General features: G+C 37.3%; 20 protein-coding genes. 5 read left to right on the forward strand and 15 right to left on the reverse strand.

Annotated features, from left to right (window positions below):
• Nucleotides 1-261: 261 nt before the first annotated feature.
• The 5 genes from ACQKNX_RS14035 (at nucleotide 262) to ACQKNX_RS14055 (ending at nucleotide 5,894) form a co-directional block, all read left to right on the forward strand.
• Nucleotides 262-1,917, forward strand: coding sequence for a peptide ABC transporter substrate-binding protein (locus ACQKNX_RS14035; RefSeq protein WP_427429395.1), 1,656 nt, complete (start codon nucleotides 262-264; stop codon nucleotides 1,915-1,917).
• 139 nt (nucleotides 1,918-2,056) lie between these two features.
• The gene (locus ACQKNX_RS14040; protein ID WP_173477817.1) at nucleotides 2,057-2,986 is read left to right on the forward strand and encodes an ABC transporter permease; all 930 of its coding nucleotides are present in this window, start codon (nucleotides 2,057-2,059) and stop codon (nucleotides 2,984-2,986) included.
• On the forward strand, nucleotides 2,986-3,906 hold the full coding sequence (locus ACQKNX_RS14045) for an ABC transporter permease (protein WP_427429397.1): 921 nt from the start codon (nucleotides 2,986-2,988) through the stop codon (nucleotides 3,904-3,906). The genes ACQKNX_RS14040 and ACQKNX_RS14045 overlap by 1 nt, the downstream gene beginning before the upstream one ends.
• A 13-nt stretch (nucleotides 3,907-3,919) precedes the next feature.
• Nucleotides 3,920-4,975, forward strand: coding sequence for an ABC transporter ATP-binding protein (locus tag ACQKNX_RS14050; protein ID WP_427429398.1), 1,056 nt, complete (start codon nucleotides 3,920-3,922; stop codon nucleotides 4,973-4,975).
• Nucleotides 4,968-5,894 carry an ABC transporter ATP-binding protein gene (locus ACQKNX_RS14055; RefSeq protein WP_427429400.1) on the forward strand — a complete coding sequence of 309 codons (927 nt, stop codon included), beginning with the start codon at nucleotides 4,968-4,970 and terminating at the stop codon, nucleotides 5,892-5,894. The genes ACQKNX_RS14050 and ACQKNX_RS14055 overlap by 8 nt, the downstream gene beginning before the upstream one ends.
• Before the next feature lie 110 nt (nucleotides 5,895-6,004).
• On the opposite strand, the gene ACQKNX_RS14060 is transcribed toward ACQKNX_RS14055, so the two are convergent.
• The 15 genes from ACQKNX_RS14060 to ACQKNX_RS14130 form a co-directional block, all read right to left on the reverse strand.
• Entirely contained in the window at nucleotides 6,005-7,810 is a 1,806-nt protein-coding gene (locus ACQKNX_RS14060; RefSeq protein ID WP_427429402.1) for an oligopeptide ABC transporter substrate-binding protein, read from the reverse strand.
• 69 nt (nucleotides 7,811-7,879) lie between these two features.
• The gene (opp4A, locus tag ACQKNX_RS14065; protein WP_427429403.1) at nucleotides 7,880-9,688 is read right to left on the reverse strand and encodes an oligopeptide ABC transporter substrate-binding protein; all 1,809 of its coding nucleotides are present in this window, start codon (nucleotides 9,686-9,688) and stop codon (nucleotides 7,880-7,882) included.
• A gap of 17 nt (nucleotides 9,689-9,705) precedes the next feature.
• Nucleotides 9,706-10,608: an ABC transporter permease gene (locus ACQKNX_RS14070; RefSeq protein WP_427429404.1), complete on the reverse strand. Its 903-nt coding sequence runs from the start codon at nucleotides 10,606-10,608 to the stop codon at nucleotides 9,706-9,708.
• A gap of 36 nt (nucleotides 10,609-10,644) precedes the next feature.
• Nucleotides 10,645-11,607, reverse strand: coding sequence for an oligopeptide ABC transporter permease (opp4B, locus tag ACQKNX_RS14075; protein ID WP_427429405.1), 963 nt, complete (start codon nucleotides 11,605-11,607; stop codon nucleotides 10,645-10,647).
• 1 nt (nucleotide 11,608) lies between these two features.
• Nucleotides 11,609-12,556 (reverse strand): ATP-binding cassette domain-containing protein, encoded by a 948-nt coding sequence (locus ACQKNX_RS14080; protein ID WP_427429406.1) that lies wholly within the window; start codon nucleotides 12,554-12,556, stop codon nucleotides 11,609-11,611.
• On the reverse strand, nucleotides 12,537-13,562 hold the full coding sequence (locus ACQKNX_RS14085; protein WP_427429407.1) for an ABC transporter ATP-binding protein: 1,026 nt from the start codon (nucleotides 13,560-13,562) through the stop codon (nucleotides 12,537-12,539). Before ACQKNX_RS14085 ends, ACQKNX_RS14080 begins: the two co-directional genes overlap by 20 nt.
• Nucleotides 13,563-14,538: 976 nt before the next feature.
• Nucleotides 14,539-15,447, reverse strand: coding sequence for an oligopeptide ABC transporter permease (gene opp4C, locus ACQKNX_RS14090; protein ID WP_427429408.1), 909 nt, complete (start codon nucleotides 15,445-15,447; stop codon nucleotides 14,539-14,541).
• A 13-nt stretch (nucleotides 15,448-15,460) separates the two neighbouring features.
• Nucleotides 15,461-16,426 (reverse strand): oligopeptide ABC transporter permease, encoded by a 966-nt coding sequence (opp4B, locus tag ACQKNX_RS14095; protein ID WP_340825946.1) that lies wholly within the window; start codon nucleotides 16,424-16,426, stop codon nucleotides 15,461-15,463.
• A gap of 93 nt (nucleotides 16,427-16,519) precedes the next feature.
• Complete coding sequence (gene opp4A, locus ACQKNX_RS14100; protein WP_427429409.1) at nucleotides 16,520-18,250, reverse strand: oligopeptide ABC transporter substrate-binding protein; 1,731 nt, start codon at nucleotides 18,248-18,250, stop codon at nucleotides 16,520-16,522.
• A gap of 61 nt (nucleotides 18,251-18,311) precedes the next feature.
• Nucleotides 18,312-19,301: an ABC transporter ATP-binding protein gene (locus tag ACQKNX_RS14105; RefSeq protein WP_427429410.1), complete on the reverse strand. Its 990-nt coding sequence runs from the start codon at nucleotides 19,299-19,301 to the stop codon at nucleotides 18,312-18,314.
• 9 nt (nucleotides 19,302-19,310) lie between these two features.
• On the reverse strand, nucleotides 19,311-20,309 hold the full coding sequence (locus tag ACQKNX_RS14110) for an ABC transporter ATP-binding protein (RefSeq protein ID WP_427429412.1): 999 nt from the start codon (nucleotides 20,307-20,309) through the stop codon (nucleotides 19,311-19,313).
• A 716-nt stretch (nucleotides 20,310-21,025) separates the two neighbouring features.
• Entirely contained in the window at nucleotides 21,026-21,655 is a 630-nt protein-coding gene (gene pyrE / locus ACQKNX_RS14115) for an orotate phosphoribosyltransferase (RefSeq protein ID WP_427429414.1), read from the reverse strand.
• Entirely contained in the window at nucleotides 21,652-22,362 is a 711-nt protein-coding gene (pyrF, locus tag ACQKNX_RS14120) for an orotidine-5'-phosphate decarboxylase (RefSeq protein ID WP_427429416.1), read from the reverse strand. The genes pyrE and pyrF overlap by 4 nt, the downstream gene beginning before the upstream one ends.
• Nucleotides 22,362-23,273 carry a dihydroorotate dehydrogenase gene (locus ACQKNX_RS14125; protein WP_427429417.1) on the reverse strand — a complete coding sequence of 304 codons (912 nt, stop codon included), beginning with the start codon at nucleotides 23,271-23,273 and terminating at the stop codon, nucleotides 22,362-22,364. Before ACQKNX_RS14125 ends, pyrF begins: the two co-directional genes overlap by 1 nt.
• Nucleotides 23,270-24,043, reverse strand: a complete 774-nt coding sequence (locus tag ACQKNX_RS14130; protein WP_340825958.1) for a dihydroorotate dehydrogenase electron transfer subunit — start codon at nucleotides 24,041-24,043, stop codon at nucleotides 23,270-23,272. Before ACQKNX_RS14130 ends, ACQKNX_RS14125 begins: the two co-directional genes overlap by 4 nt.
• Nucleotide 24,044 lies beyond the last annotated feature (1 nt).

Here is a 24,044-nt window from a genome sequence, read left to right on the forward strand (position 1 = left end):
AAAAAATATGAATTTTCGGTATAGTAAATCATTATTTCGATTTTGTTTTATTTTTGATATTTTTAGCTGTTTTAAATCAAATTTTCATTATTTAAATACTTTTATACACTAAAGTGATAGACCGAAGAAAATTATTATTCTTGTAAATGTCAGATAATACTATATAAATTTGAATCTTTTTTATTTTGTGCACAATGATTTTTTTGGTATATTAAATAGGAGCTTCACAAAAGGCTTAAAAATTGTATAAGGGGGATTCACATGAATAAGAACAAAAAGTTTTTATTACTAACAGTCCTTGCAGTATTTTCACTAGTACTTGCTGCATGTGGCTTCGGTGGAGATTCGTCTGATAAAGCAAAAGACGATAAAAAAGATTCTGGTTCATCAGAAACAGCTTCTTCTAAAGAGTTGAACGTAGTTGTAGCTTCTGAGCCGCCATCTTTACATCCACAACTTGCAACAGATACAACTTCTGGAGCAATTCTTCAAAACGTATTTGAAGGTTTAATGGTTTTAGACCTTGATGGAAAACCAGCTCCTGGTATGGCTGAAAGCTATACAGAGAGTGAAGATTTATTAACTTACACTTTCAAATTACGTGATGCAAAATGGTCAAACGGAGATCCAGTAGTTGCTGGCGACTTCGAATATGCTTGGAAATGGGCTTTAAATCCTGAAAACTTATCAGAGTACGCATCTTTACTTTACCCAATTAAAGGCGCTGAAGCTTATAACTTAGGCGAAGGTTCTGCTGACGATGTTGGTGTTAAAGCTGAAGATGACAAAACTTTAGTTGTAACTTTACAACAACCAACAGCTTACTTCTTAGAGTTAGTTGCATTTAAAACATATGCTCCTTTAAATCAAAAAGTAGTTGAAGGCAATGATAACTGGTACACTGATGCTGGTGAAAACTTCGTAACGAACGGACCATTCACATTAGATACTTGGAAACACAATGATTCAGTTGTATTAAAGAAAAACCCTGAGTATTGGGATGCTTCTAGTGTAGCTCTAGATACTGTAAACATCGGTATGGTTGAAAATGAAGCAACTGCTTCAACAATGTTCAAATCAGGTGAAATCGATTATTTAGGTTCTCCTTATCAAACAGTTTCACTTGATGAAATTGATGGCTTTAAAGCAGACGGTTCATTACAAATCGCTGACTACGCAGGTGTTTACTGGTACAAATTCAATACAACAGACAAAATTACTGGAAACGCTAACATTCGTAAAGCGTTAACTTTAGCAATCGATCGTCAAGGCTTAATTGACAACATTACTAAAGGTGAACAAAAACCTGCTTTAGGTATGGTTCCAGCTGCGATTAATGGTTTTGAAGAAGACCGCGGTTACTTCAAAGATAACGATATCGAAGGTGCTAAAGCAGCACTTAAAGCTGGTATGGAAGAACTAGGTATTAAAGATCCTAAAGATCTTAAAATTAACGTTTCATTCAACACAAGTGAAGGACATGCTTCTATTGCTCAATATATCCAAGAAGGATGGAGCAAAAACCTTGGTATTACTGTAGGTCTTGAAAACTCTGAATGGCAAGTGTATTTAGAAAAACTTAACGTTCTTGACTACCAAGTAGGACGTATGGGTTGGATCGCTGACTACAACGATGCTTATTCATTCCTTGAAATGTATGATACAGCAGCAAATGGTAACAACGATACAGGCTGGGAAAATCCTAAATACAAAGAATTGTTAAAACAATCTATTGCTGAAGGTGACTCTGCTAAACGTTTAGATCTATTAAAACAAGCGGAATCTATCGCTGTTTCAGAATTCCCTGTTGCGCCAATCTACTACTATACAAACCTTTCAGTAGTTGATAAAAAAGTTAAAAACATGGTTCCAGATATTTTAGGTAACATTAAACTTAAATATGTTGATGTGGAATAATTTTCACTACTGAATCTTTTATCTTTTAAGCTCTACAACGAAGAGCTGCCTCGTGGCCACTTCGGCGCGAGTCAGCTCTTTTTAAAATACGAAGGCATTTATTTGTCAGAAAATTGACAAATAGAAGGAGGAGTTTTATGTGATTAAATATATTTTGAAAAGGCTGATGTATATACTTCTCGCGCTTTTCGTCATCGTAACGGCTACGTTTTTCTTAATGCGTCTTGCTCCAGGTAGTCCTTTTGCAAGTGAGCGTAATTTCCCTCCTCAAATTGAGGAAAAGTTAAACGAAACGTATGGATTAAATAACCCTTGGTATATTCAATATAAAGATTATTTAATCGATACGGCCTCATTTAATTTCGGTGAGTCTATGAAGTATAAAGCGCGTTCTACAAATGATATGATTAATGAGAGCTTCCCAGTTTCGTTAACACTTGGGATTGAAGCTATGCTACTGGCGATTGGATTCGGTGTATTAATAGGCGTAGTTTCAGCGCTTTATCATAATAAATGGCCGGATTATTTGGCAACGACCTTTGCGGTGCTCGGTATTTCTGTACCATCATTTATTTTGGCAGGATTAATGCAGTATTTCTTAGCCTTTAAATTAGGATGGTTCCCTGTAAGTGGATGGAAAGGCTTCAGCTATAGTATCTTACCTGCCCTTGCTATCGCATTCTCGCACATGGGCTTTATCGCAAAATTAACACGTTCAAGTATGCTTGAACAAAATAGCAGTGATTATGTAAAAATGGCACGTGCTAAAGGAATTGGCAAATGGACAATCGTTTTCCGCCATACGTTACGTAACTCCTTACTGCCAGTTCTTACTTACCTTGGACCATTAACAGCTGGTGTTGTAACAGGTAGTTTCATCGTTGAAAATATATTTGCAATTCCTGGTCTAGGTAAACACTTTGTACAAAGTATTACAAACCGTGACTACACAGTTATCATGGGAACGACAGTGTTCTATTCAATCATCCTTTTATTTGCGGTATTAATTGTCGATATTCTATATAGCATTGTTGATCCGCGAATTAAGTTGAAGGGAGCGAAAAAGTAATGACTCAGCAACCGATTAACAAAGATATGTTTAAAATTGTCGGTGGAAATCATGAAGCAACAGATAAATTAGCTGATAAATCCGTTTCCTTCTGGAAGGAAGTATTTATTCGTTTTTCACATAATAAAATGGCAATATTCGGTTTAATCACATTGATAATAATTATTCTGATGGCAATTTTTGCACCAATGCTTTCACAATATAAATATAGCGATCAACTCGGTGTCTACAACAGTCCCCCATCTGCTGATTTTTGGTTTGGGACAGATGATTTAGGGCGTGATATTTTCGTTCGTATTTGGGCAGGTGCTCGTATTTCCCTATTTATCGGGATTACAGCGGCTATTATTGACTTAGTGATTGGTGTTCTTTGGGGAAGTATTTCAGGTTTAGCAGGTGGTCGTGTTGATAATATTATGATGCGTATTGCCGACGTATTAACAGCTGTGCCTTACCTTTTAGTTGTAATCGTTTTATTAGTAGTTTTACAACCAGGTTTATTCCCTATGATTATCGCCCTTTCGATTACAGGCTGGATTAGCATGGCTCGTATCGTTCGTGGTGAGGTATTATCCATTAAAAATCAAGAATATGTACTTGCTGCACGTACTTTAGGTGCTAGTACAATGCATTTAATCTTAAAACATTTAATTCCAAATGCACTTGGTGCGATTTTAGTAACAATGACTTTAACAATTCCGTCTGCTATTTTCACTGAGTCATTCTTAAGTTATTTAGGACTTGGTGTTCCTGCTCCGCACGCTTCATGGGGTACAATGGCATCTGAAGGGAATAAAGCAATTACAAATGCCCCTTGGCGTTTAATTTTCCCAGCAGTATTTATCTCACTAACAATCTTTGCGTTTAACGCAGTTGGTGACGGCTTACGTGATGCATTAGATCCAAAACTACGTAAATAAGGAGGTGGCCGAAATGAGTAAAACAATTTTAGAAGTAAAAGATTTAAAAATTAACTTTAAAACATATGCAGGACTTGTCCATGCTGTGCGTGGTGTAAACTTTGATTTAAAAGAAGGTGAAACACTAGCGATTGTTGGTGAATCTGGTTCTGGTAAGAGTGTTACGAGTAACGCCTTAATGAAATTAATTCCACAGCCACCTGGTATTTATGAGTCAGGACAAATTTTATTTAACGGCCGTGATTTAATTCCACTTACTGATAAAGAAATGTCAAAAGTACGCGGAAATGAAATTGCTATGATCTTCCAGGATCCAATGACAAGTTTGAATCCAACTATGAAGGTCGGACGTCAAATAACTGAAGTAATTTTACAACATAAGAAAGTTTCCAAGGCTGATGCTAAAAAACGCGCAATTGAACTTTTAACGCAAGTAGGTATCCCCTTCCCTGAAAAACGTTACAATCAATATCCACATGAATTTTCAGGCGGGATGCGTCAACGTGTTGTAATCGCTATTGCACTTGCTGCTGATCCTAAGCTGTTAATTGCCGATGAGCCGACAACAGCATTGGACGTAACGATCCAAGCGCAAATTTTAGAATTAATGAAAGAAATCCAAAAAAGTTCTAAAACTTCTATCATTTTCATTACGCATGATTTAGGCGTTGTAGCTAACGTGGCAGACCGCGTAGCGGTTATGTATGCTGGTCAAATCGTCGAGTATGGTACAGTAAGTGATATTTTCTATAATCCAAAACATCCTTATACATGGGGATTACTTGGTTCTATGCCTGATTTAGATAGTAATGAGGACGAGCTATTACGTACGATTCCTGGTTCACCTCCAGATCTTACTAACCCTCCAAAGGGAGATGCTTTTGCTGCTCGTAATGAATTTGCAATGGCGATTGACTATGAGCAAGAGCCGCCAATGTTCCAAGTAAGCGACACTCACTTTGCAAAAACTTGGTTGTTACATCCTGATGCGCCAAAAATCCCACTTCCAGATGCGGTTGCTAAACGTATTGAGGGCTTTTTAGCGAAGGAGGCAGAATTCAATGACTAAAACAGGTGCAAAAAAAATTCTTGAAATTAAAAACTTAAAGCAACACTTCGGTTCATCAAACAACCCTATTAAAGCTGTTGATGGTATTAGCTTTGATGTTTATGAAGGTGAAACACTTGGACTTGTTGGAGAATCAGGCTGTGGTAAATCGACGACTGGTCGCTCAATCATTCGCCTATATGATATTACAGATGGCGAAATTATTTTCGATGGTCAAAACGTACATGGGAAAAAATCAAAAAGCGATTTAAAGACTTTTAATCGTCAAATGCAAATGATTTTCCAAGATCCATATGCTTCGTTAAACCCTCGTATGACAGCTGGGGAAATCATTGCAGAAGCTTTCGATATTCATGGTTTGCATAAAGACAAAAAAGAGCGCCGCGAAAAAATCACGCAATTGCTTGAAGCTGTAGGTTTAAACAAAGAGCACGCAAATCGTTACGCACATGAATTCTCAGGTGGTCAACGTCAACGTATCGGTATCGCACGTGCCCTTAGCTTAGATCCTAAATTCATCATTGCCGATGAACCAATCTCGGCACTTGACGTATCGATTCAAGCGCAAGTTGTTAACTTATTAAAACAACTACAAAAAGAACGTGGCTTAACATACCTGTTCATTGCCCATGACCTTTCAATGGTAAAATACATCAGTGACCGTATCGCTGTTATGTATCGTGGAAAAATAATGGAAATTGGTAAAGCCGATGATATTTATAATCATCCTGTTCATCCTTATACAAAATCATTATTATCAGCAATCCCGCTTCCAGACCCAATGTCAGAAAAGCGTCGTCAACGTATTCCTTACAAACATACAGAAGTTGACGAAAGCGCAACATACCATGAAGTTGGCGAACAACATTATGTATATGGTACTGCTGACCTTGTAAAAACATGGGTTGCCACTAAATAATATATGATCCATCCATTGAACTTATGCAATGGATGGATCTTTTTTTATGATAATTCGATTATTCATCTATTCTATAAATTGTAAAAAATACTATATTTACCATTATACACTTATTTTATCGGTGCATCAGCTATAAGTTCAAGATCTTGAATCTCCGTACCTGTTTCACGATCGATATTATAGCTTTTTATACGTTTATTGACTGCTATTGTTGACGTGCGGAAATACATTGGAATTATCATTGCCTTGTCACTCATATATTCTTGCCATGAACGGAATGCCTGTGCTCGATATGTTGCATCCAATGCCTCTTCTGAGTCAATATCATTTAATAGCTTTGTTAAGTCATCAGAAACGTAGCGACTAAAGTTAAATGCAGCTCCTTTGCTGTACAACCCTGCTGGTGATGGGTTCGTGCCAGTACTCCAAGCAGCCATATACATATCAATTTCAGGATCATCTGCTTCTACTTTATCGTAGAAGTTATTGAATTCAATTAAACGCCCTGTCGTTAATTGCACATCTAAGCCTACCTCTTTCCAGTTTTGACGATAGTACTCGACGATCGCTTCATCCGTATCAGAACCTGACATCGCCGCTAAACGAATGGTAAACTTTTTGCCCTCTTTATCTTCACGAATACCGTCACCATCTATATCTTTATAGCCCGCTGCATCTAATAATTCTTTCGCTTTTTCAGTATTGTAATGATAGCCCTCAAGCGCTCCATCATAGTATGTTTTAAATGCTGGTGGAATTAATGAATTGGCACGCACACGTAACCCTTGATAAAATCTATCTGTTACAGTTTCGATATCCATTGCATAGGCAATCGCTTTACGTAAATCAATATCATTCATTTTTGCCTTTTCATCATAAATATTTTCACCTTTTTCTCTGTCATATTTCCCTAATTTAAAGCCTAAATAGGTGTATGATAATTCAGGACGCCCTAATATCGAAATATTCGATAAATTTTTTATAGTATCATATTGAGTAGCAGGGACTGAAGCGATATCAAATCGCCCTGCTTTCAATGCTTCACCAACAGTTGAAGTGGAAACGACTTGTACAATAAGCTTTTCAATTTTCGGTTTGCCTTTAAAATAGTGTTCATTTGCTACAAACTGCACGGACTCTCCATTCACAATTTGCTCAAACTTAAATGGTCCAAGTGTGATTGGATTTTTTCTTACAGCATCAGATGAAATTAAATCTTTTATAGCAATGGATTCTAGTTGATGCTTAGGTGCTGCATAGCCCCATAAACCATCACCACCAGAATAAATAGCAGGTGATATTTTCTTTAAAGAAATTTCAATCGTTTTATCATCAATCTTTTTAATACCAGAAATTGTTGTAGCTTTGCCATCATGGTATTCTTCTGCGCCTACAATATTTTTGAAGTTGTCATCATAACGTACGCCTTCATAATCGGGATGACCGATTATTTCATATGGATAGATTAAATCCTCTGCCGTTAATGGCTTTCCATCCGACCATTTTACATCACTTTGAATAGTGATTGTCGCTTTTTTATTGTCAGTATCAACTTCTAACTTGGCTATTCCTTCGTCCGTTATTAGAAAGTCTCCATCGACCTCAAATAGACCATTTGAAGCATAGCCTGTAATAGAACTATCTGTGGCGTCCACAGAAAGCTCAGCTAAGAAAATGCCTTTGAATGGTGAATCTGAAACAAGCCCTACATGTAATGTGCCTCCTTGAATGGCTTCACCCTCATTTATTACTTCAGTCGGTAGTAAACTTGTATCTATTTTGTTATCCTCTGTTTGTACTGGTTTATCATTACTGCCTTCAGACTCGTTTGCCTGCTCTTTATCGGTACGATTGCAGGCAGCTAATAGCAAAAGGAATGCTAACATTACGGATAGTATTGACCACTCTTTTCTCATCGGTAATTCCTCCCCATTTCTTCCAATGAAACTCACTCCTCTTTCATTAGTTACATCATAAACATTGCCCTATTTAATTGCTGTGTCTGCTATAAATTCAACATTTTGTAGCTCTGTAACATTTCCGTATTTAATAGTGTAGTTTTTTATGCGTTTATTGACAGGAATAATTTCAGTACGGAAATACATTGGTATAATCGTTGCCTTTTCATGCATATATTCTTGCCATGCACGGAAAGCCTGTGCACGATAATCTGCATCTAGCGCTTCCTCAGAATCAATATTATTTAATAATTTTGTCAACTCTTCCGAAACATAGCGACTGAAGTTAAATGCTGCGCCTTTACCATATAATCCTGCTGGCGATGGGTTTGTTCCAGTTCCCCAAGCACCCATATACATATCAATTTCAGGATCATCTGCTTCTACTTTATCGTAGAAGTTATTGAATTCAAGAAGACGCCCTGTCGTTAATTGCACATCTAAACCAACATCTTTCCAATTTTGACGATAGTACTCAACGATCGCTTCATCCGTATCAGATCCAGCTATCGCCGCTAAACGAATAGCAAATTTATTGCCGTTTTTATCTTCACGAATACCATCACCATCTGTATCTTTATAGCCTGCTGCATCTAGTATTTCTTTCGCTTTTTCAGGATTGTAGTGATATCCCTCTAGCGTTTCATCGTAGTATGATTTAAAAGCTGGCGGGATTAGAGAATTGGCACGCACACGTAACCCTTGATAAAACTTATCTGTTACACTTTCAATATCCATTGCATAGGCAATCGCTTTACGTAAATCAATATCATTCATTTTTACCTTTTCATCATAAATATTTTCGCCTTTTTCTTTGTCATATTTCCCTAACTTAAAGCCGAGATAGCTGTATGATAATTCAGGACGCCCTAATATCGAAATATTCGATAAATCTTTTATACTATCATATTGATTGGCTCTAAATTCTGATGTTATATCAAATTTTCCTGTTTTCAGCGCTTCCCCAACGGAAGTTGCTGGTACAACTTGCACAACCACTTTATCAATTTTTGGTTTGCCTTTATAGTAGTGTTCATTTGCTACAAACTGTACGGACTCACCATTGACTATATTGTCAAATTTAAATGGCCCTAGTGTAATCGGATTTTTGCGAACGACATCAGATGAAATTAAATCTTTTACGGCAATGGATGCAAGTTGATGTTTCGGTGCTGCATAGCCCCATAAACCATCTCCACCTGAATAAATCGCAGGTGATATTTTCTTAAATGTAATTTCAATCGTTTTATCATCTATTTTTTTAATACCAGAAATCGTTTCTGCTTTGCCATCATGGTATTCTTCTGCCCCTACAATATTTTTGAAGTCATCATCGTAGCGTACACCTTCATAATCGGGATGACCAATTATTTCATAAGGATAGATTAGATCCTCCGCAGTTAATGGCATTCCATCCGACCACTTCACATCTCCTTGAATCGTAATCATTACTTTTTTATTATTTGCATCGACTTCTAACTTAGCGATGCCTTTATCAGTTATTAAAAAGTCTTCATCTACGACAAATAAACTATTTGTTGCGTAGCCCATAATTTCTGCGTCATAAACATCTGCATAAAGCTCCCAGGAGAAAACTCCTTTGAAAGGCGAATCTGTCACAAGTCCTACATGTAATGTACCCCCTTCAATAGCTTCCCCTTCATTTGTTACTTCCATCGGTAGCAAACTAGTATCTACTTTGTTATCTTCTGTTTCGGCTGGTTTATCATTGCTATCTTCCGTTTTGCTTGCTTGCTCTTTATCTGAGCTTTTACAGGCAGCTAATAGCAATAAGATTGCCAACGAAACGATAGTCATCAACCACTTTTTCCTCATTGTTATAGCCTCCTCTGTTATCCCAATCTTTGTTTTGCATCAGCAGCACGACGAAGTGCTTGACCGATATAATTTATCCCAAGAATCAACAGTAAAATTAATAGAGATGCGGGTAACCAAACCCACCATTTGTCTGCTAGGACGAGTGGATTTCTAGCATAGCTTACTAAAGTTCCTAAACTTGGAGTCGAAGGGGGTAGCCCAAATCCTAAAAATGATAGCCCTGTTTCAATTCCAATATTGCCCGCAAGACTTAATGTAAACTCTACAATTAAAATTGAACTTAAATTCGGTAATACCCCTTTAAACATAATAGCGATATCACTTGTCCCCATAGTTTTGGATGCACTGACATAATCCCGTCGTCCTTCTGTTAATGCTTTACTTCGTATTAACCGTGCAATTCCTATCCATTGAAATGCACTAATAATCATTACGAGCTCAAAAACGCCGTATTCGGGAAGGATGGACACTAGCACTATAAAAATCATTAATGTCGGTAATGTAATAATAAAATCAATAATTCGCATCATGACATTATCTACAATACCGCTGTAATAGCCCATAATAATTCCCATAGCTATCCCTATAATATTGGCTATCACCGTCACCCAAATAGCAATTAAAAGAGAATTTTTTGCCCCAATAATTAGCTGACCTAGCACATCACGTCCTGCTTCATCTGCTCCAAGAATGTAACCATTAACACCAGGTTTGGTATAGCGCTCTAGCAAATTAATTTTCAATACTTCTTCTTGATTGAGCATCCATGCTGCAATAAAAATCGTTAACATAATAATCGTGACACCAAAAAAGGAAAACATCGCTATCTTATCGTTCTTAAACTCTCGTAAAACGACTTGTATACCTGTCGGTGGCAAACTTTCCATCATTACTGTTTCATTGTTTTGTTGTGTCATGTCAATTCACCTCTTCTTCAACATTATGTTTCGTCGTTAGTCTATACGGATACGCGGATCCACGATGGTCATAATGATGTCCGACAACAGACTACCTAATAATGCTAAGAAACCATAGAGCATGATGAGTGCAGTAATGACACTATAATCGCGACTCGTTATCGAACTAATAAACAATTCCCCCATACCTGGGTAGCCATAAATGGTTTCGATAAAAATAGAGCCACCTAATAATCCTGTTATTGAAAACCCTAAAAACGCTGCAATTGGAAGTACTGAATTGCGGAAAATATGTCGCGCATATATCCTACGTATTGGAATACCTTTACTTCTAGCTGTTTTTACATAATCTTGTGTTTTAGCATCAATAATTTCAGAGCGTAAATATTGGATAATCCCTGTAGTACCTAAAATAGCTGCCGTCATAGCAGGTAATAGCAAGTGATAAAATTTATTGCAAAAATAGGCCATCGTTCCTGATTCAAGTCCAACATCAACGGTTCCACTCGTTGGGAACCACATAAGGCGGTAACCAAAAAAGAATAAAAAAACGAGAGATAATACAAAAGTGGGAATTGCGAAGCTAATAAAACTGTATAGGATAATCGATTTGTCTAAAAATGTATCTTGCTTACGCCCTGCAAGCATTCCCAATGGGATAGCAAGCAAGTAGACAAGAATAACACTAAGTAATGAAAGCCAAAATGTATTGAGTGCACGCTCACCAATAAGAGTGGACACCGCAATTTTATATGTATAGCTTTGTCCATAATCTCCTTGAAAGGCATTTGTAATCCAGCGATAATATTGAACATACCAAGGATCATAGAAGCCTGCTTGTATTCGTAGCTCCTCAATCCTTGAAGGATCTGTCTCTGGTGTAATTAACCCTGTAAAAGGGTCACCTGGCATTTGCTTTGCCAATATAAAAATTATTAAACTCAATATAAACATTTGGGGAATCATTACAATAATGCGTCTAATAACAGTTTTCCACATTTTACAATCCCTCCTGCTCAATTTCAGACATCGCTACTTTATGGGTCTCTGAAATGGATTTTAAAGGGTATACTTTGCCATTCTCATCATAATAGTGATGATGATCTTTGCGATATTTCTCTTCGACTTTTTGCCGAGCTGCTTTACGCGCCATCCTCGTTTCAGGTTCAATATGTGGGATAGCTGACAATAGGCGATTTGTGTAAATATGCTGTGGATTTATGTAAATATCCTGACGGGTACCCGTTTCAACAAAGCGCCCCTTGTACATGATTGCAATGTAATCACACATATGTTTTACGACCCCGAGGTCATGAGATATAAATAAGTAACTTAGCCCATATTCTTGCTGAATATCTTTCATAAAATTGAGTACTTGTGCTTGAACCGATAAATCAAGTGAGGATACAGGCTCATCTGCAATAATCAATTTTGGATTACAAGCAACTGCCCGCGCGATACCAAGACGTTGCTTTTGTCCTCCTGAAAATTCATGGGGATACTTTAACAAGACGTCCTCTGACATACCAACAATGGCAAGTAGCGCTTTAATACGCTTGCGTTCCTCCTGATCACTGAGCTTCAAAAAATTGCGCATTGGCTCTGCTAGAATATCCAGTACACGCTTTCTTGGATTCATACTTGAGTGTGCGTCTTGGAAAATCATTTGAATATCTCTGTTATACGCAGAATTACGCTTACGTCGTTTATTAGTAACATCGTGCCCTTCATAAATGATTTGGCCAGACGTTACCTTTTCGAGGCCAATGATTGCTTTACCTGTTGTTGATTTACCAGAACCCGATTCACCGACTAAACCATATGTTTTTCCTTTTTCAAACGCCATCGTAACGCCATCAACCGCGTACACTTTATCAATTACGGTATTAAAAAAGCCACCTCGTATTGAATAATGGACGTTTAAATCTTTAATTAGCATAAATGTCATACTGTCCACCTCCTAGCTCCCCTTCAAAGCAAAAGTGTTTCCAGCAGGTGCAGCGAACAAAATGCCCAGGTGCAATTTCATGTAATTGTGGGTCACTTTCATGTGCTGATACATCAATCCACGGTATGCGTGCAGAGAAACGACAGCCTTCACGTGGCAAATTCATGAGCGAAGGCACCATACCACGTATTACCTCTAGCCGCTCGTTTTCCTCATGTGTTTGCGGAATTGAATTTAATAAGGAACGTGTATATGGATGTTTGGCATTATTAAACAGTTCTTGAACGGGTGCCTCTTCAATAACTTGTCCTGCATACATAACGGCTACACGGTCTGCAATTTCTGCAACAACACCTAAGTCATGGGTAATTAAAATAATGCCCGCTTGTGTCTCATCTTGAAGCGACTTTAAAAGGTCTAAAATCTGTGCTTGAATGGTTACATCTAATGCTGTAGTCGGTTCATCTGCAATAATGATGGCAGGTTTGCTTGATAGCGCAATGGCAATCATAACGCGTTGGCGCATACCACCTGATAATTGATGCGGGAATTGTCTTGCAACCCGTTTAGGATGAGCAATCCCTACTTGCTCAAGCAATTCTAAGACACGCTCTTCTCGTTGCTGTTTTGTGAGTGTCGTGTGGTAAATGAGCCCTTCGGCAATTTGTTCATGAATACGCATTAACGGATTTAATGCTGAGAGAGGATCTTGAAATATAAAGCCAATATCATTCCCTCTTAATTGATTGAATTGCTCTTCGCTTAACGTTGCTAAATTTTGATGATTGTAAAGTATTTCTCCAGTCACTTTTGTATTCCAATCATTATGTAAGCCAACAATTGTTGTGGCTAACGTACTCTTCCCACAGCCTGACTCTCCAACTATAGCTAAAATCTCATTTTTTCTTAGTGAAAGTGAGACATCTTCTATTGCTGCATGATATGTGTCTTTAATACGAAAACTCGTTGTTAAATTGTTAATTGTTAATAAGTCATTTGTACACAAACAATCTCCCTCCAACATTCAGTTTTCTGACAAATACATTTATCTTTATTTTAAAATTATAATTTCCCTAAATTAACGCCTCCCTATTTTATTATTTTCGCCAAAGACAAGCACTAATAGCTTGTTAATCACAAGTAAAGCAACCTGTCTTTATATAGATAGAATTATCTGATAATTAATTATAATGCTATTTTATCTAGTATTTATAAGCAAAATCAAGCGTTTTTTTCAAATTATTATCATAAAAAAGAGTATTACCACCTACTATTTATCTAGATGAAATTCATTTTCCATCTATCAATTTTTATTATTTGTTATATAAATAAAACAAATAAGCATACGCTCATGAAATATTTTAAAATAATAAAATAGAGTGGAGTTTAACTTCATAAATCAACTTTTTTCAATAATCAATAAAAAAATTTACTAATAAATAAATTTTATTTAAATGCTTTTATTCAAGTGCGTTATGTTTTTTAGCGCTTTGTTTTATGAATTCTTTATTACATTAAAAAAATTTTGTTTCTACCATAAATTTATAATTATTTTTTTATTTTCCACACAAAAATCGAATTTTAATTTAGCAACCTTTTACATAAAAATAGTTAGTTTCTACGCTTCATAGCCGGCTTCCATGTACAATTTTGATATTCCCTTCTACATATTGCTACTAGAGCGGGATTAGGTCCCTGCTTCGAGGGACTACTGCCTCGCTCCGCGGAATTACTCTCTAGCTTCGCGGAATTACTCCCTCGCTCCGCGGAATTACTCTCTCGCTCCGCGGAATTACTCTCTCGCTCTGCGGAATTACCTCCTCGCTCCGCGGAATTCTCTCCTCGCTTCGCGGAATTCTCTCCTCGCTTCGCGGAATCACCTCCTCACTATGCTAGCAGAATCACCCCTCGCTCCACACCAACAGCAAATGGCACCTATCAAAGTAAACTTTACTTTGATAGGTGCCATTTATTTACCAACATTATCTTCTTGATTTTGGATTCATCGCATCTTTTAGTCCTTCACCGATAAAATTAATCGATAAAATGACTAATGTGATTGCTGTTGCTGGTGGAATCCATATCCAAATTTTTTCTCTTAACACATCTGAGTTTCTAGCCTCTGCTAGCATATTTCCCCAACTTGGCGTATCTGCTGGCACACCGAAGTTTAAGAAGCTTAACGCCGACTCTATGACAATTGTTACCGCCATTAATAATGTAGCTTGTACAATGATTGTTGAAGCGACGTTCGGTAATAAATGTTTCATAATGATTTTCGATGATTTACAGCCGATTGACTGTGCAGCTAAAATGTACTCATTTTCTTTTTCTGCAAGAATTCGACTTCGCACAACGCGGGCAACACTACCCCAGCTTAATACGGAAATGACAATGATTAACGTCCATAAGCCCGAAACTTTACCAACTAAAATCGTATTTAGCACGATAACAAAAACTAATAATGGGAACATTAATACAAAGTCAGTGAAACGCATTAACATTTGATCGATTTTGCCACCAAAATAACCTGAAATAGACCCTATAGTTGTCCCAATTAAAACAATGAAAAACATACAACCTACACCAACCGTTAAAGAAGATTTACCCGCATAAAGCATTCGTGTAAATACATCACGGCCATTTGTATCGGTTCCAAGCCAATTCTCACTTGAAGGTGGTTGACTAATTTTCATAAAGTCTACACGCACTATATCTTTTGTCGTAATATATGGCGCTAAAAACGATAGAATAATAACGATTAGTAAAAAAATAAGGCTTATCATAGCTAATTTATTTTTAACGAACTTTCTTCTCGCTATCACCCATGGAGAGGGGCTTTTATTCAGTGTTTTTGATGCAGACGCTTCTTGTTTTGTTATAATCTCCACATTTTTCCCCTCCCTAATCTAGTCTAATTCGCGGATCTACTATACCATACAATAAATCGGCTACTAAATTCCCAAAAAGTGTTAAGAACGAAAGTAACATAGTTATCGACATCATGACCGCATAATCTCTTCTACCAACGGAATCTAAGAACAGTGCGCCTATTCCGGGATAAGTAAAGATGGTTTCTGTTATTACTGCACCACTAATTAATGTAGCGATGTCAAAACCAAGAAAAGTAATAATCGGAATAATCGAATTTCTTAAAATATGCTTGTTGTAAATTTTTGATTCCTTTGTTCCTTTTGCTCTCGCTGTACGGACGAAATCTTTTCTGCTGTTTTCAATAATATCGTTTCGTAAAAATTGCGTATAGGAAGCCGTTCCCATTAATCCTAATACAAGTGAAGGCAATAACACATGATGAACCCTACTTAGGTAATAAGCAAACGTTCCTTCTTGAAGTCCTACGCCAACTGAGCCATTGAATGGGAACCACCCTAGTTGGAAAGAGAAAACATAAATGGCTACAATACCAGCGACAAATGATGGAATCGCTAAAGCCAAATAATTGTACGAAGCTATTAAATTATCGCCTAATGTATATGGTTTTCTCCCAGCATACATACCCATGAAAAAAGCAAAAATGTACGTCAAAATTAAAGATGTTACTGCTAAAAATAATGTATTCGGAATTCGTTGTACAATTACTTCTACTGCAGGTTTTTTATAAACTGTTGATTTACCAAAATCCCCTTGTACAAAATTAGACATCCATCTTCCATATTGCACGATAATTGGATCATTATAGCCTAACTTCTCTCTCATTTCCTCGATGTATTGTGGGTTTGTATTTGATGGATCAATTTCTCCCGCAAATGGATCTCCTGGCATCATTTTTGCTAAGAAGAACACAACTAACGAAATAAGGAGTAACAATGGAATCATGCCGAGTAATCTTCGAAGTGTGTATTGAAGCATGTGACGTCCCCTTATCAATTATAATTTACTACTACCAGGCTCCTAAAAGAGCCCGATAGTAGTAGGTTTCTCAGCCTTTTTTAGGCATTAAACTTACTCGACAATATGCCATTTATAAACGTCTGTTTGGAAACCAACAGCGTTAATATGAACACCTTGTAGTCGGTTGTTAATACCATATAGATCTAGGTTTTCCCATAAAGGAAGTGCTGGTAATTCTTCGTTGAAGTATTTTTGCCAATCAACATACACTTTTTTACGGTAGTCTTTATCAAATGCAGCTTCACTTAACGCTTCTTTTAATAATTTGTCGTTTTGCTCATCTACATAACGACCGTAGTTCCATTCTGCATCATTTGCCCATAGGCCAGATGGATCTGGATCAGAGCCCATACTCCAAGAACCGAAGAATGCCTCTAATGCTGCGTCATCATTATCTTTCATTTCATTGTACAAGTTAAACTCTACTAAGCTACCTGTTGCTAATTCAGTTTTTACACCAATATCATTCCAAGATTGGATGATTGCTTGTGAACGACCTTCAAATGCCGCTGGTCCTGCATAATGTCCAAATGAAATTTTAAATGGTTGGCCTTGTGGATCTTCAACAAATCCATCGCCATCTTTATCAACATAGCCTGCTGTTTTTAACAGTTCTTTCGCTTTATCTACATTAAAGTCATATGCATTTAAATCTGAAGCATCTGCAGCAGTCCAGAAAGTAACTGGAATAACTGTATTCGCAACTTCAGCTTTTCCTTCTAAGAAAGCATCGATCATTGCTGGACGGTTAAGAGCATATAATAGTGCCTGACGTAATTCTTTTGAATTGAATTTATCAAAATCTGCTACATTTTTAAGTGTAGCTTTATCACGATGACCAAAACGAAGCCCGATATAAGAATAGCCTACACCAGTCGTTTCTTCGATACGTACATTGCTTAATGCTGAAAGCTCTTTCACAGATTGTGGTCTAATATCCATGATGTCGATTTCTCCGTTTTGGAACGCACCCGCAGCTAATGATGGGTCAATTACTTTTACAATAACGCCATCAAGCGTTGGTTTCCCTTTCCAGTAATCATCAAAACGCTCTAATTCAGAATATTCGCCGTCAACAACTTTTTTCACCTTAAACGGTCCATTGCCTACAGGCGTTTCACGCACTTGCTTCGATTCACTTAAATCTTTTACTGCAATGCCTTCATAATGTTTTTTCGGCATTGGGAATTGCCAAATACTTTCTAGATTATTAATTTTTACTTCTTTAAATGTAACTTTAATTGTGTAAGGGTCAACAACTTCAATTCCTGAAATTTTATCTGCTTTACCTGCTTTTTTATCTTCTGCCCCTTTTACACCTTCAACATAATTAAAACGAGGACCATCATAATCAGGATCTGCTAAAGTTTCTAAAGCAAACACCCAGTCTTCACCTGTTAATTCCTCACCATTATGCCATTTCACACCTTTTTCAAAGTTGAATGTATACGTTAATTTATCTTCACTAATATCCCATTTTGCAAGATTTGGTATATATTCTAACTCATCATTTACTTCATAAATACCATCCATCATGAAGCCTTGGATATAGCTATCTACAATACTTCCTGCAAAGGCAGGGTCAAATACGCCCTCTGGCGCTTGGTCTGTACCGAATGTTACAACGCCACCTGCTTTAGCATCCGTAGTTGTAGCTACTGGTTTTTCCTTATCCTTTTCTGCATCTTTGTCAGTTGTCGATGAATCATTATTACATGCTGCTAGGAACAATGCCATGACGAGCATTAGTAAAAGTGACCATAATGTTTTAGTCTTTTTCATTTTTTTCCCCCCGTTAATTTTTTATTTTGAAAAGCATTTTTTCCTTTTTTTTCTTGCCATTTTAATATAAGTGGCAAGCAACTTTATGATCTGGCTTCACCTCCTTTAATACTGGTTTAGTTAAGGAACATTCCATCATAGCCTTCGGGCATCTTGGATGGAATGGGCATCCCTGCGGAGGATTAGCTGGGCTCGGTACATCGCCTTGTAAAACAATGCGATTGCTTTTTTTTCGAGGATCCGGCACAGGTATTGCTGAAATGAGCGCTTGTGTATATGGATGCAATGGCTCATCATATATGCTTACCTTGTTTGCAATTTCAACAATATTGCCTAAATACATAACGCCAATACGGTCACTCATATGTTTAACAACGCTTAAGTCGTGCGCAATAAATAAAAAGGTTAAATCAAACTCATCCTGCAATTCTTTTAGTAGATTTAAAACTTGAGATTGCACGGAAACATCTAAGGCAGAAACTGGTTCATCGGCAATTATTAGCTTTGGTTTAAGGGCTAGCGCTCTTGCAATACCAATTCGTTGACGTTGACCACCTGAAAATTCATGCGCATATTTATAATATGCGTCCTTAGGTAACCCTACTTTTCTTAATAATTCAATGACTTCTTCTTTTAAAGAATTCAGTGTTTTGTTATGAAAATTCATAATAGGCTCAGCTACGATACTGCCTACCATCTGCATTGGATTTAATGATGCATAAGGATCTTGGAAAACCATCTGGATATCTTTTCTTATTTCTCTTAATGATTTGCCTTGTATTTTCGTAATATCCTGTCCATCAAACACGATTTGTCCTTCTGTAGAATCCAACAATCTAATAATCGTACGGCCGGTTGTTGATTTTCCGCATCCTGACTCACCAACTAAGCCCAATGTTTCACCATTTTTAATAGAAAATGAAATATTATCTACAGCTTTCACATGTCCGACTGTTTTTTTAAGAAATCCACCTTTAATAGGGTAATAGGTTTTTAAGTTGTTCACTTCGAGCAAAGTTTCTTTATGTTGTTTGATTGTCGTATCAGTCATGTTGTTACCTCACACCTTCTCTAGGATAGAACCTTCATATAGTAAGCACGAAACCTCATGGCCCTCGCCGATTTGGACAAGCTGAGGAGTTACCGTACTACACTCCGGTTTCACCGACGGGCATCTATCTACAAATCGACAGCCGACTGTCGGCATATTTTTTAAAGATGGCACAATGCCTTGAATTGTCGTTAGCTCACTAACTTCGATATCAATGCGTGGAATGGATGCCATTAATAGCTTTGTATAAGGATGCTTTGGATTATAGAATAGATTGTCCACACTTGTGCGCTCTACAATTTTCCCAGCATACATAATGATGACTTCATCACACATTTCTGCCACTACACCTAAATCATGCGTAATCAATATAATGGACATATCATTTTCCGCTTGAATTTTTCTTAGCAATTCAAGTATTTGTGCTTGTACAGTTACATCTAGTGCAGTAGTAGGTTCATCAGCAATTAATAGCTTTGGATGACAAGCGATGGCAATCGCAATCATGACCCTTTGTCGCATCCCCCCTGATAGTTGATGTGGATATTCGTCGACAATTTTATCTGGTCTTGGTATGCCTACACTTTTTAATAATTCAATTGACTGCTGTCTTGCGTCAGTTTTCGAGATTGGTAGATGGTTTAATAAAATCTCTTCAATCTGATTGCCTATTGTAAATACAGGGTTTAAAGATGTCATAGGCTCTTGAAAGATCATACTAATATCTTTTCCTCGTATTTTATTCATCTCATCACTTTTGTAGCCTTCAATATTTTTGCCTTGGAACTTTATTTCTCCGCCAGTAACTTTACCAATCCCTTGAGGAAGTAGTTGCATGATTGACAGTGACATAACACTTTTTCCACAACCAGATTCCCCTACAATACCTACAATTTGGCCGGGCTTAACGGAAAACGAAACGTTATCCACCGCGTGATATATATCTCCGTCTATATCAAAACCAGTTTTAAGGTTTTTCACTTCGAGCATTAAATTCATTGCAATCATCACACCTTTTTGTATTTTTTCTAAATAGAAATATGTAGTAAAAACTTACGATGACAATCTTTTCTGATTCAATATTCAGAAAAAAGGATTCAAAATTGATTAAACTTATTTCAATATCATTTCTACTCAAATATTTATTAGTTTTTATACAGTTCTATTTAACAACATATTAATAAAATTTTTACAGTAGAAACAAAAAAATCTTCTAACTATATACTTATGGAATTATCTGAAAATTATTCATATTGCTATTTTATATAGAAATAACGCATTTAATCAAGAGTTTTTTTACAACTCTCATAATGTTATATACATAATAAACCATACAACTATTACAAAAAATTATATAATTTTTCTAATCTTTTTAAACATATATTAGCTCACCTTCTTATTTTTCCTATTGTCCATCATTTTTTTATTATTTAAATATACTAATAATCTATACTGTATTTCATGTTGTTCTCTCTTAATTCATTCTTTTATTTGGTAAACTTGAAGATTATAGGAACAATTAAATATTTCTGTTTATTTTAAATATTCAATAATTATTTTTATATAATTTTTCGGTTTAAAGTATTAACAACAAAAAGCACTTTTTGCTACAGTAAAAAACTATTTTTTTATTAATTTTTCAAAACATACATCTTCATAAAAAAAAACGATCACTGGTTAATTTAACCGTGATCGTTTTTATGAGTTCTTCTTATTTATTAACCTTATAGTGCTCCAGCTTTAAGTTTTGCATGCCAGTCTTTTAAAAATGGAATATCTTCTTCTTTAATAGCACCTGATTCGTTTGCTGCTTCAATTAGAAAATCAAAGTTAGTTAAAGATACATATTGAATGCCTGCTTCTTCAAACGCTTGCTCAGCGCGTGGCAAATTATAAGTGTAGACACAAACAACACCTAGTACCTCACACCCCGCTGCACGCAAAGCCTCTACTGCTGTAATCGAAGAACCACCTGTTGACACAATATCTTCTACTACAACGACTTTTTGCCCTGCTGCGTATTTTCCTTCAATTTGATTTCCACGACCATGCTCTTTTGCTTTTGAACGTACGTACACCATTGGTAAGTCTAAAATATCGCTTACCCAAGCAGCATGTGGAATACCTGCTGTAGCAGTACCAGCTACAATTTCTGTACCTTCAAAATTTTCCTTAATAATTTTTGCTAAGCCGTTTGCCAATTGCTTACGGATCACTGGATCTGAAATAGTTAAGCGTGTATCACAGTATATCGGTGATTGAATGCCCGATGCCCATGTGAAAAGATCTGTTGGATTTAATTCGACTGCTCCAACCTTTAGCATAGCGTGTGCGATTTCGTTTTGTAATGTCATTTTGTTGCCTCCCATAATTCACTTACGATTTTATATGCTGCTACTGGATATTGGGCACCTGTTACGGCACGCCCTACTACGATTAATGAAGACCCATCGCGTTTTGCACCATCTGGCGTAGCGATGCGTTTTTGATCGTGTGTATCACCACCAGCTAAACGGATACCTGGTGTGACACGTAAGAAGTTCTCACCGCACACTTCGGCAATTGCCTGTGCTTCATGAACTGAGCAGACAACACCATTTAAGCCTGCTCGTTTTGTTAAGCTAGCATAATGTAACACTGATTCTTGTAATGTTAACGCAATTTTTTGCTCTGCTTGCATTTGTGCTTCAGTAGTAGATGTTAGTTGTGTCACAGCAATCAACGCTGCACGCTCTCGCCCCGCTGGTGTACCTGCTTCTAGGCCTTCAAGTGCAGCTTCCATCATAGGGCGCCCGCCTGCTGCATGTACATTGACTAAATCTACTCCTAATTTTGCTAAGCCCTTCATCGCTGAGCCAACAGTATTTGGAATATCATGTAGCTTTAAATCTAGGAAAATATCGTGACCTAAATCCTTCACTTTACGTACAATATCAGGACCTTCCTGCATATAAAGCTCCATACCAATTTTTACGAAAAGAGGCTCTTGAAAATGTGCTAAAAACTTGAAAACTTCCGCTTCACCAGAGAAATCAAGTGCTAGTATTGGTTTTGTATTCATTAACGATGGCTCCTTCCGATTATGTCCTTAATATGCTCTACGCCTAATGCATCAAGCTTTGCTGGTAACTCCTCAATGATGTTCGGACAAATGAAATGGTCTACAAAATTGGCTGTCCCAACTGCGACTGCTGATGCACCTGCTGACATAAAGTCTATGACATCCTGTACTTCACTTACGCCACCCATTCCAATAATCGGAATATTGACGGCTTTATATACCTCATATACCATACGAATGGCAACTGGTTTTACTGCAGGGCCAGATAACCCCCCTGTACCATTTGCAATTACCGGTTTACCTGTACGTTCATGCAAACGCATGCCAATTAATGTGTTAATCATCGTAATTCCGTCCGCTCCACCAGCTTCAACTGCTTGAGCGATTTCTACGATATTCGTTACATTTGGTGATAATTTCACGTAAACAGGGACTTCAGAAACAGCTTTTACTGCTGCAACGAGCTGTCGTGCTGTTGCTGGGTCTGTACCGAATTGAATGCCCCCACATTTGACGTTCGGACAAGAAATATTCAGTTCTAGCGCTTTTACATTTGGTGCTGCAGAGATGCGACGTGCCACTTCCACGTAATCTGCAGTTTCAGTACCAGCTACATTGGCGATAATTGGCACATCATAGCCTTCTAAAAACTTTAATTCTTCATTCATTACTTTTTCAATACCAGGATTTTGTAAGCCAATGGCATTTAGCATCCCTGCTGCTGTTTCCGCTACACGTGGTGTTGGATTGCCGGGTCTTGTTTCCACTGTTGTTGCTTTAATCATAATAGCGCCAAGCTTCGATAAATCGTACAGCTGAGCATATTCACGACCAAAGCCGAAGCAGCCTGAAGCTGGCATAATTGGATTTTTTAAATTTAAGCCAGGTATTTGGATATTTAAACGACTCATAATGCCACCGTACCTTTCGGGAATACTGGACCGTCAGAGCATACTTTGACATAGTCTTTTTCGATTTGATCGGTTGTCTTGCACACACATGCAAAGCAAGCTCCAATACCACAGCCCATGCGCTCTTCAAACGATAAATAACCTTCTTTTTCTGGGTAGAAGCCTTCTAACGCTTTTAGCATCGGTAAAGGGCCACAAGAATAGAACACATCAAACTCGGGCGCACGCGTTTCTAACACGTTTGTTACAAAGCCCTTCGTTCCTTTCGATCCATCTACAGTTACGTAATGTGTTTCACCAAGTGCATTAAACTCTTCCTCATAGAAGCAAACATCTTCTGTTTGGAAGCCTAATACATGGATTGTTTTCACCCCACGAGCATTAAGCTGTTTTGATAGTTCATGTAAAGGTGGTACACCGATGCCGCCACCAACTAACAATGCCGTCCCACCCGTCTTTACAGCATCGACTGGGAAGCCATTACCAATTGGGCCGAGGACATTGACTAACTGTCCTTCACGATTTGTCGCTAACACTTGCGTTCCTCGACCTTCCGCACGGTAAATCATTGTAAATTCACTATTGTCTTTATCTATGTTTGCAATACTAATAGGTCGACGTAAAAGCGGCTCCAATGAATCCGACACCTTTACATGGACAAACTGGCCAGGAGTCATATCCTGAACCAGTTCACCATGAAGTGTCAATTCGAAAATGTTTGTCGCAATTTGCTTTTGAGAGACGACCGTCATTTTCTCTTGACGAATCATA

The sequence above is a fragment of the Lysinibacillus sp. NPDC093712 genome (assembly GCF_050280025.1).
In the GTDB taxonomy this organism is placed as follows: domain Bacteria; phylum Bacillota; class Bacilli; order Bacillales_A; family Planococcaceae; genus Lysinibacillus.

Coding starts and splice junctions, on each gene's coding strand:
- ACQKNX_RS14070 (WP_427429404.1), bottom strand. CDS start 10,608: ATGACACAACAAAACAATGAAACAGTAATGATGGAAAGTTTGCCACCG.
- pyrF (WP_427429416.1), bottom strand. CDS start 22,362: ATGAATACAAAACCAATACTAGCACTTGATTTCTCTGGTGAAGCGGAA.
- opp4A (WP_427429409.1), bottom strand. CDS start 18,250: ATGAAAAAGACTAAAACATTATGGTCACTTTTACTAATGCTCGTCATG.
- ACQKNX_RS14130 (WP_340825958.1), bottom strand. CDS start 24,043: ATGATTCGTCAAGAGAAAATGACGGTCGTCTCTCAAAAGCAAATTGCG.
- opp4A (WP_427429403.1), bottom strand. CDS start 9,688: ATGAGGAAAAAGTGGTTGATGACTATCGTTTCGTTGGCAATCTTATTG.
- opp4B (WP_340825946.1), bottom strand. CDS start 16,426: ATGCTTCAATACACACTTCGAAGATTACTCGGCATGATTCCATTGTTA.
- ACQKNX_RS14060 (WP_427429402.1), bottom strand. CDS start 7,810: ATGAGAAAAGAGTGGTCAATACTATCCGTAATGTTAGCATTCCTTTTG.
- ACQKNX_RS14105 (WP_427429410.1), bottom strand. CDS start 19,301: ATGACTGATACGACAATCAAACAACATAAAGAAACTTTGCTCGAAGTG.
- ACQKNX_RS14055 (WP_427429400.1), top strand. CDS start 4,968: ATGACTAAAACAGGTGCAAAAAAAATTCTTGAAATTAAAAACTTAAAG.
- pyrE (WP_427429414.1), bottom strand. CDS start 21,655: ATGACATTACAAAACGAAATCGCACACGCTATGCTAAAGGTTGGAGCA.
- ACQKNX_RS14035 (WP_427429395.1), top strand. CDS start 262: ATGAATAAGAACAAAAAGTTTTTATTACTAACAGTCCTTGCAGTATTT.
- ACQKNX_RS14045 (WP_427429397.1), top strand. CDS start 2,986: ATGACTCAGCAACCGATTAACAAAGATATGTTTAAAATTGTCGGTGGA.
- ACQKNX_RS14050 (WP_427429398.1), top strand. CDS start 3,920: ATGAGTAAAACAATTTTAGAAGTAAAAGATTTAAAAATTAACTTTAAA.
- ACQKNX_RS14125 (WP_427429417.1), bottom strand. CDS start 23,273: ATGAGTCGTTTAAATATCCAAATACCTGGCTTAAATTTAAAAAATCCA.
- ACQKNX_RS14080 (WP_427429406.1), bottom strand. CDS start 12,556: ATGACATTTATGCTAATTAAAGATTTAAACGTCCATTATTCAATACGA.
- opp4B (WP_427429405.1), bottom strand. CDS start 11,607: ATGTGGAAAACTGTTATTAGACGCATTATTGTAATGATTCCCCAAATG.
- ACQKNX_RS14110 (WP_427429412.1), bottom strand. CDS start 20,309: ATGATTGCAATGAATTTAATGCTCGAAGTGAAAAACCTTAAAACTGGT.